The 13,512-nt window shown below is 72.7% G+C and carries 11 protein-coding genes; 9 read left to right on the forward strand and 2 right to left on the reverse strand.

What is annotated here, in order from left to right; genetic code table 11:
- Positions 1-106 precede the first annotated feature (106 nt).
- From AB0D32_RS12875 to AB0D32_RS12905, 7 genes are all read left to right on the forward strand, one after another.
- Positions 107-1,282: a CaiB/BaiF CoA-transferase family protein gene (locus AB0D32_RS12875; protein ID WP_357088649.1), complete on the forward strand. Its 1,176-nt coding sequence runs from the start codon at positions 107-109 to the stop codon at positions 1,280-1,282.
- Positions 1,279-1,779, forward strand: a complete 501-nt coding sequence (locus tag AB0D32_RS12880; RefSeq protein WP_357088652.1) for a MaoC family dehydratase — start codon at positions 1,279-1,281, stop codon at positions 1,777-1,779. Before AB0D32_RS12875 ends, AB0D32_RS12880 begins: the two co-directional genes overlap by 4 nt.
- A complete protein-coding gene (locus tag AB0D32_RS12885; RefSeq protein WP_357088655.1) occupies positions 1,776-2,618 on the forward strand; it encodes a CoA ester lyase in 843 nt (280 codons plus the stop codon). Before AB0D32_RS12880 ends, AB0D32_RS12885 begins: the two co-directional genes overlap by 4 nt.
- Positions 2,611-4,029 (forward strand): MmgE/PrpD family protein, encoded by a 1,419-nt coding sequence (locus tag AB0D32_RS12890; RefSeq protein WP_357088657.1) that lies wholly within the window; start codon positions 2,611-2,613, stop codon positions 4,027-4,029. The genes AB0D32_RS12885 and AB0D32_RS12890 overlap by 8 nt, the downstream gene beginning before the upstream one ends.
- A gap of 91 nt (positions 4,030-4,120) precedes the next feature.
- The gene (locus tag AB0D32_RS12895) at positions 4,121-5,278 is read left to right on the forward strand and encodes an acyl-CoA dehydrogenase family protein (protein WP_357088660.1); all 1,158 of its coding nucleotides are present in this window, start codon (positions 4,121-4,123) and stop codon (positions 5,276-5,278) included.
- Positions 5,279-5,316: 38 nt separating this feature from the next.
- The gene (locus tag AB0D32_RS12900) at positions 5,317-6,027 is read left to right on the forward strand and encodes an isochorismatase family cysteine hydrolase (RefSeq protein WP_357088663.1); all 711 of its coding nucleotides are present in this window, start codon (positions 5,317-5,319) and stop codon (positions 6,025-6,027) included.
- Positions 6,024-6,911 (forward strand): polysaccharide deacetylase family protein, encoded by an 888-nt coding sequence (locus AB0D32_RS12905; protein ID WP_357088666.1) that lies wholly within the window; start codon positions 6,024-6,026, stop codon positions 6,909-6,911. The genes AB0D32_RS12900 and AB0D32_RS12905 overlap by 4 nt, the downstream gene beginning before the upstream one ends.
- 84 nt (positions 6,912-6,995) lie before the next feature.
- On the opposite strand, the gene AB0D32_RS12910 is transcribed toward AB0D32_RS12905, so the two are convergent.
- Complete coding sequence (locus AB0D32_RS12910) at positions 6,996-8,318, reverse strand: aspartate aminotransferase family protein (protein ID WP_357088668.1); 1,323 nt, start codon at positions 8,316-8,318, stop codon at positions 6,996-6,998.
- An 87-nt stretch (positions 8,319-8,405) separates the two neighbouring features.
- On the opposite strand from AB0D32_RS12910, the gene AB0D32_RS12915 reads away from it, so the two are divergent.
- Positions 8,406-9,341: a LysR substrate-binding domain-containing protein gene (locus AB0D32_RS12915; protein WP_357088670.1), complete on the forward strand. Its 936-nt coding sequence runs from the start codon at positions 8,406-8,408 to the stop codon at positions 9,339-9,341.
- A 26-nt stretch (positions 9,342-9,367) separates the two neighbouring features.
- Here the strand turns inward: AB0D32_RS12915 and AB0D32_RS12920 are convergent, their stop codons facing one another.
- Positions 9,368-11,995, reverse strand: coding sequence for a CHAT domain-containing tetratricopeptide repeat protein (locus AB0D32_RS12920; protein ID WP_357088673.1), 2,628 nt, complete (start codon positions 11,993-11,995; stop codon positions 9,368-9,370).
- A 191-nt stretch (positions 11,996-12,186) separates the two neighbouring features.
- On the opposite strand from AB0D32_RS12920, the gene AB0D32_RS12925 reads away from it, so the two are divergent.
- Positions 12,187-13,497, forward strand: a complete 1,311-nt coding sequence (locus AB0D32_RS12925) for a S8/S53 family peptidase (RefSeq protein ID WP_357088676.1) — start codon at positions 12,187-12,189, stop codon at positions 13,495-13,497.
- The last annotated feature ends 15 nt before the right edge of the window (positions 13,498-13,512 follow it).

The following is a 13,512-nucleotide window of genomic DNA, read 5'->3' on the forward strand; positions in this document are numbered from 1 at the left end:
ATTTTTCATCTCCGAGAGGATCTCGCGTCGGCCCGGTTCGGCGCAGGGGTCCGGAGCCCCTCCATATGCGTGGGGAACAAGCAGCAAAACAGGACAAGGAGGACCGGTGCTCCCTCTGGATGGCCTCGTCGTCGTCTCACTCGAACAGGCCGTTGCCGCGCCGTTCGCCACCCGGCAGCTCGCCGACCTCGGCGCGCGGGTGATCAAGATCGAACGGCCCGAGGGTGACTTCGCCCGGGGCTACGACCGCACCGTGCACGGCCAGGCGAGCTACTTCGTCTGGCTCAACCGCTCGAAGGAGTCCGTGGTCCTGGACCTCCGGTCGCCGGGCGGCCGAACCGCGCTGCGTCGACTGCTCGCCCGGGCGGACGTGTTCGTGCAGAACCTCGCCCCGGGGGCGGTGGACCGGCTCGGCTTTCCGGTCGAGGAGTTGCGCGCCGGCCGGCCGGACCTGATCACCTGCTCGATCAGCGGCTACGGCAACGGCGGCCCGTGGCGCGACCGCAAGGCGTACGACGCGCTCATCCAGTGCGAGACCGGCCTGCTGTCCATCACCGGCACGCCGGACACGCCGGTGAAGGTGGGGATCTCGGTGGCCGACATCGCCGGCGGCGTCTACGCCTACAGCGGCATCCTGACCGCGCTCTACCGCCGGGAACGCACCGGCGAGGGCTGCGCGCTGGAGGTCTCGCTCTTCGACGCCCTCGCCGAGTGGATGTCGCAACCCGCGCTGATGGCCCGGTACACCGGAACGGACCCACGCCGGTTCGGCGCCCACCACACGGTCATCGCGCCGTACGGCCCGTACCCGGTCGCCGACGGCACCGTCCAACTGGCCGTCCAGAACGAGCGCGAGTGGCGCCGCTTCGCCTTCGAGGTCCTCGAAGCGCCAGCCCTGGCGGACGATCCGCGCTTCGACAGCAACTCCGATCGGGTGGCCCACCGGGCGGACCTCGATCAGGAGCTGGCCAGGTGGATGCAGCGGTTCACCGTCGCCGAGATCACGACCCGCCTTGACAGGGCCGGGATCGCCAACGCGACGGTCAACACCGTGACGGACTTCCTCGACCACGTACAGCTCACCACGCGGAACCGGTGGACGAACGTGGCGACCCCGGCCGGCGAGGTGCGGACCCTGCTGCCCCCGGTCACCTCGGAGCAGATCGACGTGCGGGTCGATCCGGTGCCCGCCCTCGGCCAGCACACCCGCACGGTGCTCGCCGAATTGGAGTTCACCGATGAGGAGATCGCGCAGATGAGTGCCGACGAGGCAGCCCGATGACCGTCAAGCCTGGCTGGACCGGCCGCTTCCTGGAGGACTTCGAGGTCGGCGACATCTACGAGCACCCGTTGGGTCGCACCATCACCTCGACGGACAACACCTGGTTCACCCTGCTCACCCAGAACACCGCCCCGCTGCACTTCGACCACCACTACGCCAGACAGACCGCGTTCGGCCGTCCGCTGGTGAACTCGTGCCTGACCCTGTCGGTCGTCACCGGGCAGTCCGTCACCGACGTGTCGCAGAACGTCTTCGCCAACCTGGAGTGGGCCGAGGTCCGGATGCCGCATCCGGTGTTCGAGGGGGACACCCTCTACTCCCGCTCCGAGGTGCTCGGCGTCCGACCGTCGAGCTCGCGCGCCGACGTGGGCGTCGTCGAGGTCCGCACCGTCGGGCACAACCAGGACGGCACGGTCGTGGTGACCTTCCGGCGGACCCTGCTGGTCTACCGGCGGGGGCGCGGCCCACAGCGTCCCGCACCGGCGGTCGACGCGTGAACGCGACCACCGCGCGGCGGTCCGTGGAGACCGCCCGGACGCTGCTGTTCGTGCCCGGATCCCGTCCCGACCGCTTCGGCAGGGCCGTCGCGGCCGGGGCCGACGAGGTCATTCTCGACCTGGAGGACGCGATCAGCGGGCCGGACAAGCCGGCCGCGCGGCAGTGGGTCCGGGACTGGCTCTGCGGCACCGGTGCCGCCGCCGTGCGGATCAACGCCGGTCGGGAGCAGGCCGATGACCTGACAGCCCTGGCAGGCGTACCCGGGCTCACCGCCGTGCTGGTCGCGAAGGCCGAGGATCCGGACGTGCTCCAGATGGTGGGCGACCGGCTCGGCGTACCGGTGCTGGCGCTGATCGAGAGTGCCCGCGGGGTGGCCCGGGCCCGCGAGGTCGCGGCTGCCCCGGCGGTGGCCCGGCTGGCGATCGGCACGGTCGACCTGGCCCTGGACCTCGGCGCCGAGGAGGCGTGGGAGCCGCTGCTCTCGGCCCGCGCCGAGCTGGTCCTCGCCTCCCGACTGGCTGGCCTGCCCGGTCCCGTGGACGGGGTCAGCGCCGGTCTCGACGACGAGCGGGAGGTGTCCACCGCCACCGAGCGCGCCCGGGCACTGGGGTTCACCGGCAAGCTCTGTGTCCATCCCCGGCAGGTCTCCCCGGTCCACCGCGCGTTGCGGCCCTCGGCGGACCGGGTGGCCTGGGCGACCCGGGTGCTGGCCGCGACCGACGCGGGATCGTCCGCCGGCCGGGTCGGCGCGGAGATGGTGGACCTGCCCGTCCGGCTCCGGGCCGAGCGGATCCTGGCCGCGCACCGTGCTGCCCCGGACGAGGCCGCCGGTGACTGAGATCGGTGGGTCGGCCGAGCCGTCGCTGACGGAGGCACTGGTCGCTGGGGTGCGCCGCCCGGTCGACGCGGCTGCGCGCAGGCTCGCCGCGCTGCACGTGCTCGACTGGATCGCGACCGCGACGGCTGGGCTCGGCACCGAGGAGGGCGGCATCCTCACCGCGTTCGCCGCCTCCGCCGACGACGGTCCGTCGTGGACCGTCGGGTACGGCGCACGGGCCGAGTCGACCGCCGCGTTCGTCAACGCGGGGCTGGCCCTGGTGCTGGAGATGGACGCCACGCATCGACGGGCCAGGCTGCACCCCGGGCCGGTGGTGATCGCGGCGGCCCTGGCGATGGCCCAACGCCAGGGGGCGAGCGGGGCGCAGTTCCTCGACGCCGTGGTCCGGGGGTACGAGGTGATGATCCGGGTAGGCGAGGCGACCGGGCCCACCCACTACCGGTACTTCCATCCGACGAGCACCTGTGGCGCGTTCGGGGCCGCCGCGGCCGGCGCGAGCCTGCTGGGGCTGACCGGCCGCCAGTGGGTCGACGCACTCGGTAACGCTGGTAGTCGTACCGGTGGCCTGTGGCGTTGCCGCCTCGAACGCACGATGTCCAAACTGGTCCACGTCGGGGAGTCGGCCAGCGCGGGACTGCGCGCGGCGCGGCTGGCACAGCTGGGGCTGACCGGTCCACGGCGCGTGCTCGAGGGGGAGTTGGGCCTGTTCGCGGCCAGCTGTCCGGATGCGGAGCCAGCGGCCGTCAACCGGCCCGGCGGTGCCGAGTGGAAGATCAGCGAGACCTCCCTCAAACCGTGGCCGGGCTGCCGGCACGCGCACCCCGCCGTGGACGCCGCGTTGCGGCTGCGGCGGCGTCTGGCGGCGCACGGCGTGCCCGCCGGGCGGATCGAGGAGATCGAGGTCGTCACCTACCCGGAGGCGTTGGGCTTCACCGATCAGCCCCGGCCGGCGTCGACCCCGGAGGCGTTGTTCTCGGTGCAGCACCTGGTGGCTGTCGCGCTGGCGCGTGGGGAGCCGTCCCTGGCCGACGTGGCCCCGCCGGCCCTGCGTGATCCCGGGCTGGCGGCGATCCGGGCCCGGGTGCGGGTGGCCGGCGGGGAACCGTACACGTCGGCGTATCCGTCGAGTTGGGGGGCGCAGGTGTCGGTGGCCCACCGGGGACGGTGGTATCGCGAGCAGGTCCGGGACACCAGGGGCGACCCGGAGTCGCCGATGACCGCCGGCGAGATCGAGGCCAAGGCCGGCCGGCTGCTCGACGGGGCGGGCCTGACCGGGGCCGAGATCGCCGCCGGGCTGGCGGCCGTGGCGAACCTGCCCACCGCGGATGGGCTGGGGCAGCTCGTCGCCGCGCTGCCCGGAAGACGTGGGCCGGTCGTGCCGGAGCAGTCCGGCGATGACCGGCTGGCGTAGGTCCGGCGTAGGACCGGTCCGGGCTCTTGCCCCGGGGCAGGCATCAAATATATTATTTTCTGGATAATCGAGCTGGACGAAGGAGATCACGTTGTTCGTACTTTCCGCCGAGGAACGGGCGATTGTGGACCTGGTTCGGGACTTCGTCGACAGGGAGGTCAAGCCGGTCGTCCGGGACCTCGAACACGACAACGTCTACCCCGAGGACCTCATCAGGCAGATGGCGGCGATGGGCGTGTTCGGCCTGACCATTCCCGAGCCGTACGGCGAGGTCGGCGTCTCCACCGTCTGCTACGCGATGGTCACCGAGGAGCTCGCCCGCGGCTGGATGTCGCTGGCCGGCGTGATCGGCGGGCACACCGTGGTGGCCAAGCTGATCCTCCTCTACGGCACGGAGGAACAACGACAGCGCTACCTGCCCCGAATGGCCACCGGCGAACTGCGTGCGGCGATGGCGCTCACCGAACCCGGGGGCGGATCGGATCTCCAGGCGATCCGCACGGTGGCCCGACTGGACGGTGACGAGTACGTCGTCAACGGGTCCAAGACCTGGATCACCAACGCGCGCCGCTCCGGCATGGTCGCGCTGCTGTGCAAGACCGACCCGGCGGCCACGCCGCCGCACGCCGGGATCAGCGTCCTGCTCGCGGAGAAGGGGGCCGGCTTCGAGGTCTCCCGCGACCTGCCCAAGCTCGGCTACAAGGGCGTGGAGAGCTGTGAACTCAGCTTCGACGACTTCCGGGTGCCGGCCGACGCGGTGCTCGGTGGCGTGCCCGGGCGCGGATTCGTCCAGATGATGCGTGGCTTGGAGATCGGCCGGATCCAGGTTGCCGGGCGGGCCGTCGGGGTCGGCCGGGCCGCGTTCGAGGACGCGCTGCGCTACGCCCAGGAGCGGGAGAGCTTCGGCGTCCAGATCTGGAAGCACCAGTCGATCTCGAACTACCTCGCGGACATGGCGACCAGGCTCACCGCGGCGCGGTTGATGCTGCACGACTCGGCGGAACGCCTGGACCGGGGCGAGCGCTGCGACCTGGAGGCGGGAATGGCGAAGCTGTTCGCCTCGGAGACCGCCATGCAGATCGCCATGGACGCGTTGCGGATCCACGGCGGCTACGGATACTCGACCGAGTTCGACATCGAACGGTACTTCCGGGACGCGCCGCTGATGATCGTGGGCGAGGGCACCAACGAGATCCAACGCAACATCATCACCCGCCAGCTCATCAGCCGGCAGGGGAGCCAGAGCTGACAGCGCCACCGCGAGGACACGGACCAGGAGACGATCACATGACCGACCCCAATCCGGCAGCCACCCCCGACCCGGCCCCCGGGAACGGGCGCCGGCCGACCGTACTGAGCACGCTGCCGGAGAAGGTACGCCCCGACCGTGCCGCGCTGCTGATCATCGACATGAGTAACGACTTCCTGCACCCCGCGGGCAAGACGATCGTCCGGGGCGGCCGGGACGCCAGCGCGGCCCGGGCCGTGATCCCCGTGCAACGCCGGCTCATCGACGCCGCCCACACCGCCGGGGTGCCCGTCATCTACGTGGCGCACACCACCCTGCCCGACGGCGCCAGTGACTCCGGGCCGTGGCTGGACGCGCGCAGCCGGGCGAGCTTCTCCGTCGCGGACATCTGCGTCGACGGATCCTGGGGGCAGCAGGTGGTCGACGAACTCACCCCGACCGGGGACGACATCCTGGTGAAGAAGTACCGCTACAGCGGGTTCGCCGGCACCAACCTCGACCTGGTGCTGAGAAGCCTCGGCCGGTCGACCGTCATCTGCGCCGGTGTGTCCACCAACGCCTGCGTCGAGGCGACCGCGCGGGAGGCGTTCAGCCACGACTACTACGTGGTCATCCCCGAAGACGCCTGCGCGTCGTGGGACATGGCACTGCACCGGGCGACGCTGGACACCGCCCGGCACCGGTACGCCACGGTCGGCCCCGCCGCCGACATCATCGAGATCTGGTCGAACACACAGGAGCGGCGATGACCCCCACGACACCACGGATCGCCTACTCGTACGGCGAGAGCGGCACCGGGCTGGAACCGCCCGCCCCGGGCAAGGGGCTGATCGCGCACGTGGTGCTCAACGTCGAGCACTGGCCGCTGGATGCCCCGATGCCCCGTAAGCTCCTGGGCAGCCCGCACGGCGCGGACCACATCCCGGACGTGCCGAACTACAGCTGGGCCGAGTACGGCATGCGCCGGGGACTACCCCGGGTGGTGTCCGCGCTCACCAGTCGCGGGCTGCCGGCCAGCGTCAGTTTCAACGCCGCCGTCATCGACGCCTATCCGGAGGCGGCCAGGCGGCTGCGGGACAGCGGCTGGGAGTTCATCGCACACGGCCTGCACCAGCAGGCGCTGCCGTCGGCACCGGACGAGAGCGTGGTGATCGACGAGTGCCTGCGCAAGATCGAGGAGTTCACCGGCCGGCGACCCCGGGGCTGGCTCGGCCCCGGCCTCCAGGAGACCTTCACGACTCCCGACCTGCTGGCCGCGGCGGGCGTCGACTACACCTGCGACTGGGTGGTCGACGACGTGCCGGTCTGGCTGGCAGCCCGGCCGAGACCGCTGGTCGCGCTGCCGTACTCGCTGGAGTTGAACGACAGCATCATCTACGCCACCGAGAAACACTCCTCCGACGAGATGTACCGGCGGTTCACCGAGACCGTCGAGGTGCTCGCCGCCGAGGCGGCGCTCGAACCGAGGGTGCTCACGCTGCCGATCCATCCCCACATGGTCGGGGTGCCCCACCGGATCCGGTATTTCGACCGCATCCTGGACGAGCTGTCGGATCGGGCCGACACCATCTTCCTCACCGGCAGCGAGATCTGCGACTGGTTCACCGCCCAGCGCCCGGCGGCCGAGCGCTGACGATCGGGCCGGCCACCACCGGACGGCGGGCGGGTCGGCCGGCGGCCGGCACGATCCGTGCCCGCCGCACCGGCCGATACGCGGTCAGGCCGGCACCGCCTCCCCGATCGCCTGGTCCAGGATCTCCAGACCGAGGGCAAGCTCTTCCCGCGTCGTGGTGAGGGGCGGCGCGATCCGGAACGTGCCGCCCATGCCGGGCAGTTGCACGACGTTCATGTGGAGGCCGAGTTCGAGGCAGCGGCGGGTGACGCGGGCACCGAGGACGTCCGAGCCCTCTCGCGTCTCCCGGTCGACGACGAGCTCGACTCCCTGCATCAGGCCGCGTCCCCGTACGTCTCCCACCACGTCGTGCCGGTCTCGCATCTCGAGCAGGCCGGCGCGTAGGAACTCGCCGAGCTCCCGGACCCGTACGTCCATCTGCTCCTGTTCGAGGACGTCGAGCACGGTGTTGCCGACGGCGGCGACGAGGGGGTCGGAGACGTGCGTGGTGTAGAAGAGGTAATTGCGTTCGTACGCCCTCTGTTCGATCTCTTCGGTCGTGATCACCGCCGCGAGCGGCAGGCCGGCGCCCAGCGTCTTGGAGAGCGTGAGGATGTCGGGCACGATGCCGTCGCGTTGGAAGGCGTACCAGGTGCCGGTGCGGCACAGGCCGGTCTGCGCCTCGTCGACGATCAGCAGCATGCCGCGCTCGCGGCATTTGCGCGCCAGGGCGGCGAGGTAGCCGGGCGGTGGCTCGATGACGCCGCCGGAGCTGAGGATCGGCTCGATGATGCACGCCGCGAGACTCCCCGACGACTGGGCGTCGACGAGGGCGAAGCCGTAGTCGAGCTGCCGCTGCCAGTCCAACCCGCCGTCCGGCGTGGTGAAGTCGGGTCGGTACGGGTTGGGCGTGGGGATCACGAAGTTCCCCGGCGGCGTGGGCCCGTAGCCCTTGTGCCCGGCGCTGTACGTCGCGGCGGCCGCGGCGTGCGTCATGCCGTGCCACGACTGGGCGAAGGCGACGATCTCGTGTTTGCCCGTCACGAGCTTGGCCATCCGGATGGCCGCCTCGTTCGACTCGGCGCCGGTCGTCAGCAGCAGCGCCTTCTCCAACGGCGGGGGGAGGGACTCGGCGAGCCGCCGCGCGAGGTCGACGACCGGGCGCGACAGCATGCCGCTGAACAGGTGGTCCAGGCTCGCGATCTGTCGCTGCACCGTCTCGACGATCGCGGGATGACTGTGGCCGAGGATGGCGCTCATCTGACCCGAGGTGAAGTCCAGGACCCGCCGGCCGTCGGCGGTGTACACGAAGCTTCCGGCCGCGCGCTCGATGATCTCGGACGTGAAGGGGGCGCCGTAGCGCACCAGGTGACGGTCCGCGTCAGACCAGAACCGGGCGGTGGCAGCCTGAGCGGCAGTCAGCGTCATGAGCCTCACGATAGGGCCGTTCGTTGTGCGCGAAAAGCTGAAGTTTCTGGCTAGGCTGTGCGGAAAACCCGTACAAGGAGTGTCCCGATGCGGCTCCACACGGCACGCCTGGAGATGCTCAGCCTGCTGGACAGCCTCGGCACCGTTCGGGCCGTCGCCGCGGCCCTGCGGATGAGTCCGTCGGCGGTGTCGGCGCAGCTGTCGGTCCTGGAGGCGGAGGCCCACACGGAACTCCTGCGGCGCGCCGGCCGCCGCGTACAGCTCACGACCGCCGGGCGCACGCTCGCCCGGCACGCCCGCATCATCCTCGACCAGATCAAGGCCGCCGAGGCCGACCTACAGGGCCTGTCCGGACAACCGGCGGGACCGGTACGGCTCGCGGCCTTCTCCAGCGCGGTACGCGCCGTCGCCATTCCACTCGCCGCGCGGCTGCGGCAGACGCATCCGAAGATCGACCTGGAGGTCTCCGAGCTCGACCCGCAGGCCAGCCATCCGGCCCTGCGCCGCGGCGACTACGACGTCATCGTGACCGCGGACTTCGTCGACGGGTCCATGCCGCTGCACCCTGACGTGCACGCCATCCCCCTGCTCACCGACGAGATCGTGCTCGTCATGCCGCCGTCGCGGGCCACCTCGGACGCACCGGTGGACCTGGCCGACTTCGCCGACGCGGCCTGGTCCGTCGACATGCCCGGCACGTACCTGTCCAACCTGGTGACGAGCACCTGCCGGCAGGCCGGATTCGAGCCGATCGTGGCCGGCCGCTTCGTCAGCTACGAGTTGCTGCTGGCACACGTCGAGGCAGGAATGTCCGTGTCGCTCCTGCCTGAGATGGCCGTGGACCGTCGCTACCACGTCGCCACGCGCCCGCTGCGTCGACCGTTGACCCGGCACGTCTACGCGGCCGTTCGCAGCCGATCAGCTCTCACCGCGGCGTGCCAGATCGTCCTTGACGAACTGTTCGACCTCGCCACGACGTCCGCTCACGACTGGCGCGACGGGCCCGACCGCCACCACGGGTAGTGCTCGCGGCACCGGGTGCACCCCGCTCAGCCGGCGCCGAAGCAGACGAAGGCGGCGGCGGTGGCGTGGGCGGCACCGCCACCACCGGCGGTGTCGAACGCGCGCTGGGCCTCGGCGAGCGCCACCGCCGGCGGAACACCGGCGCGCATCCGCCGGTGCAGGTCCAGCATCAACGCGGTGGTCAGGCCGGCCGGGACCGGCAGCACGGTGGCGATCAGGCTGCGGGCGCCGAGGGCCAGCAGCACGGCGGTGAAGCCCATCACCTCGTCGCCCGGCCGGACCCCGGAGAGGCCGGAGTCGCAGGCGGAGAGCACCACGCAGCCCGGTGGGCGGGTCAGCCGCTCCAACTCGTACGCGGTCAACGGTCCGTCGGCCAGTTCCAGCGTGGAGAAGAGCGGGTTGTCGGCGCGGAAGGTGCCGTGTGCGGCGATGTGCGCCAGCCGGGTCCCGTTCAGCGCGGCGGTGACCGCGTCGGCGGTGGCGCCGGGGCCGGTGAGCGGGCGGGAGCCGGGCAGGGCCGCGCCGAGCTGGCGTACCTCGGTCTCGGCGGCAGGCAGCCGGGGCCCGGCCACCAACACCGGCGGCCCGGCCGGGACGACCCGACCGGCGGCGCGCAACCAGACCGTCGCCGAGGGCGCCACCGTCACCGGGCGCCCGGCGCAGGTCGGCAGGCCCGACCAGGGTACGGCGTGCAGCGCGCCGATCGGGACGATCACCAGTGGCCGGTCACCGAGCAGCCGGCGTACCGGGCCGAAGAGCTGCTGGTCCAGCGCGGCGGCGGCGAACGCGACGCCGGCCCGGGCACTGGCCGAGTCGCCGGTGGTGACCAGCCGGCGCAGCCCGAAGCGGTGCAGCCGGGCCCGGTTCAGCGCGTCGTCGAGCGGGCCGAGGTCGTGCAGGCTGGTCCGGCCGCCGCGGACCAGCACCGCCCGCAGCCGTGGCCCGTGCGCCACCAGCTCCAGCAGCACAGCGTGACCGAGCGCGGCGGCGAGGGCGCGTACCGCGGGCGGTGCCACCAGGCCGCCACCGTCCACTCCCCGGACTCCACCGTCCACCGTCCGGGCCAGTTCCCGGATGCGTTGTTCGAGCCGACCCTGGCTGCGCCGCAGCGTGTGCACCGGGTGGCCGGCGAGCAACGCGTCCTCCAGGGCGGTGCTGACCATCCGCAGCTCGGCCAGGGCGGTGGCCAGCCCGGGGTCCTGCGGCGGCTGCACCGCGCGCATCCGCAGGGCGTTGGCCCGCCAGCGCTCCGCCCAGGCCAGCACCTGGGCGGGCGTGCCGGTGCGGACGGCGATGTCCAGCCCCTCAGCGGCCAGGTCCTGCCCGTACGCCCCGCTGTGTGCCCGTAGCTCGGTGGCGCTCAGGGAGGCCCGGTGGCCATCGAGCACCGCCAGTCCCCGGCGCAGCGCCCCGGCCGCACCCCGCAGGTCGCCGTCGAGCCGGCGGCGAAGGGCGAGCGCGTACCAGCCCTGGGCCCGGTGGGGCGCGGTGCCCCGCCGGTGCGCGCGGGCCGCCACCGCCAGCAGTTCGGCCGCCCGGGCGGGCTGGCCCAGCGCCTCGGCCAGCCGGGCGGCCTCGATCCGGGTGGTCAGCGCCGGCGAGGGCCAGCCGGTGGCGTCGAGCTGTTCCGCGGTTCGCACCATGGCGGTGAGCAGGGCTGCCGACCGGGTGCCCCGGGCATGCTCGGCGCGCAGCTCGACGTGCCGGGCGAAGGCGGCCCAGGTGCGGCGCCCCTGGCGACGGAAGCGGGCCCGCGACGAGGCGGCGGCCCCCGTGGCGGTGTCCAGGTCACCGGCGAGCAGCGCCGCCCGGGCCCGGGCCAACAGCGCCTCGGCGAGATCCGAGGCCATGCCCCTGCGCCGCAGCTCCGTCACGGCGGAGGTGGCCACCTCGACCGCCTCGTCGACCAGCGGCACCGAGAGCAGCAGTTCGAATCGGTCCAGCAGCAGCGCCGGCCGGGGCACCGACAACCGGCGGTACTCCTCGCCGACGGTGGCGAAGCTGCGCAGCGCGCCCGCGACGTCGCCGCGCTGACCGGCGGCGATGCCGATGTTCCAGCGGGCGTCGGCGGCGGCCAGATCGAGCCCGAGCCGACTGAAGATGGCCGCGGAGCGGAACAGGTCGTCGTCGTCCCGGCTGGTGCCCCGGTGGGCGTTGAGCAGCCCCCGGTTGTTGCGCGCCCGTGCCTCCAGCAGCGGGTCGCCCTCGCGCTGGGCGATCTCCACCGCGATGCCGTACTCCCGGACCGCCTCGTCGAAGCGCCCCCGGTAGTGCAGCACGACACCCCGCTGCATGCGGGCCCGGCCGGCGTCGGCGCCGGTCAGCCGGGGCAGTGCCAGGGTCACCGCGCGGAGCGCCGCCGCGGTGTGCCCGGCGTTGGCCAGGACGTACCCGAGGCTCATCTGGGCCAGTGCCCGCACCCGGGGCGAGCCGGCGACCCGCACCGCCCGGCGCAGGTGTCGCAGGGCGCCCGGCAGGTCGTTGAGTTCCCGCAGGGCCAGCCCGATGGCGCGTTCGGCGGCGGCGCGCTCGTCGGCGTCGGGACCCACGGCGAGGACCCGTCGGCCGATCGCGATCGCCTCGCGTGGGTAGCGCTGGACGGCGTCGAGTGCGGTCTGGGCCGTGACGGCACCGGAAACGGTACTGTCGGCCATGCCAGGAAGAATCCCGCAGTCGCGCTTCCTGGTCAATCGCGTCGCGGTGAGTGCGTCCGAATCAGTCGCCTGAACGACAAGCAATTGACATCGGACTATTCTTTGAAATAATCGTCCGATGCCTCCGAAAGCGCATCCGTAGTTACCCCGGCCTGTCGCCGACCACGCATCTTCGACCGCCTGGAGGACCGGTGCCGTCTGACGACTCCTTCGCGTCGCGCCCGCCCGCCGGAATGTCCCGCCGGCAGGTCGTGACCTGGTCCGCCCTGGCCGCCGCGGCGGCGCCGCTCGGTCTCGTCGGGCGAGGTGGCCCGGCCGTCGCCGGCGAGTCGCCCGACGCGACCTACCAGCGGGTCTTTCTGGAGGCCCTCGCGGCCGACCCCGACCTACGCCGGTACGCCGTTCCCGGCCGGGAGTTCCTCTACCGGCCCCGGCAGCTCCTGGTGGCCCGCCCGGACGTGCAGCGGGTCATGGCTCGGCTGCGTAGCTACGGTTTCCCGGCCACCGAGGGCGTCGGCTTCGCCGGTGTCGCCCGGCTCGTCTTCGCGACCGAGACCGACGTCCCGTCGGTGGTGACCAAGCTCCGCGACCCGCAGCAGTGGCCCGGCCAGCCGGTTCCCGTCGTCCAGCCGCACCACGCCCTGCTCGGCTTCGGCAACATCATGGGCAATCCGGGCGGCCCGCCGCGCGTCGCGGGTGCTCTGCCCGCCCCGGATCCGACGCGCGCCGGTGAGGGCGCGGGAGTGACGGTGGGGATCTGCGACACCGGAATCTGGCGCCACGCCGGTTCCCTTCACCCACAGTGGCTGGCCGGCAGCTACCTCCCCGAGGCCGACGACGAGGACGCGGTCTACGTCGGCGCGGACATGCTGGCCCTCCAGGGCGGCCACGGCACCTTCGTCGCCGGAGTGGTCCGGCAGGCCGCGCCGGGCGTACGTTTCGATCCCGAGGCCGCGCTGAACGCCACCGGCGTCGGTGACGAGGAGATGCTGGTCGCCGCCCTCGGCCGGCTCAGCCCGCAGGCGTCGGTCGTCAACCTCTCGCTGGGTTACTTCACCCAGGACGACCAGCCTCCGCTGCCACTGGTCAACGCGCTCGCCGCGCTGCCCGGCAGAGCGGTGGTGGCGTCGGCGGGCAACGCCGGCACCAGCCGGCGGACCTGGCCGGCCGCCCTGGACCGCGTCCTGGCGGTGGGCGCGGTGAGTGCCGGGCCCACCGGCCCGCAGCCGGCGCCGTACAGCAGCTTCGGGCCGTGGGTGGACGCCTGCGCCCTGGGGGATCGGACCAGCACCTACGTCAGGGGCCAGCTCCAGTTGCCGGGCCAGCCGACCCGGTACTTCGACGGCTTCGCCGCCTGGGTCGGCACCTCGTTCGCCACCGGCCACGTCTCCGGCCGGTTGGCCGCGCTGATGACCAGCGCCGGGCTCAGCGCCGAGGCGGCCCGTGCCGCGCTGGTCGCCGGCCCCCGCTGGCATCCCCACTACGGCGTGCTCGTCGCGTGAGGTCGGCGTCGGCGC

Origin of the sequence: Micromonospora sp. NPDC048170 (genome assembly GCF_040652795.1) — a bacterium.
Lineage (GTDB): Bacteria > Actinomycetota > Actinomycetes > Mycobacteriales > Micromonosporaceae > Micromonospora.

Excerpts from the sequence above, each read along its gene's own strand:
- AB0D32_RS12880 (WP_357088652.1), top strand. The coding sequence starts at position 1,279 with ATGACCGTCAAGCCTGGCTGGACCGGCCGCTTCCTGGAGGACTTCGAG.
- AB0D32_RS12900 (WP_357088663.1), top strand. The coding sequence starts at position 5,317 with ATGACCGACCCCAATCCGGCAGCCACCCCCGACCCGGCCCCCGGGAAC.
- AB0D32_RS12905 (WP_357088666.1), top strand. The coding sequence starts at position 6,024 with ATGACCCCCACGACACCACGGATCGCCTACTCGTACGGCGAGAGCGGC.
- AB0D32_RS12910 (WP_357088668.1), bottom strand. The coding sequence starts at position 8,318 with ATGACGCTGACTGCCGCTCAGGCTGCCACCGCCCGGTTCTGGTCTGAC.
- AB0D32_RS12915 (WP_357088670.1), top strand. The coding sequence starts at position 8,406 with ATGCGGCTCCACACGGCACGCCTGGAGATGCTCAGCCTGCTGGACAGC.
- AB0D32_RS12920 (WP_357088673.1), bottom strand. The coding sequence starts at position 11,995 with ATGGCCGACAGTACCGTTTCCGGTGCCGTCACGGCCCAGACCGCACTC.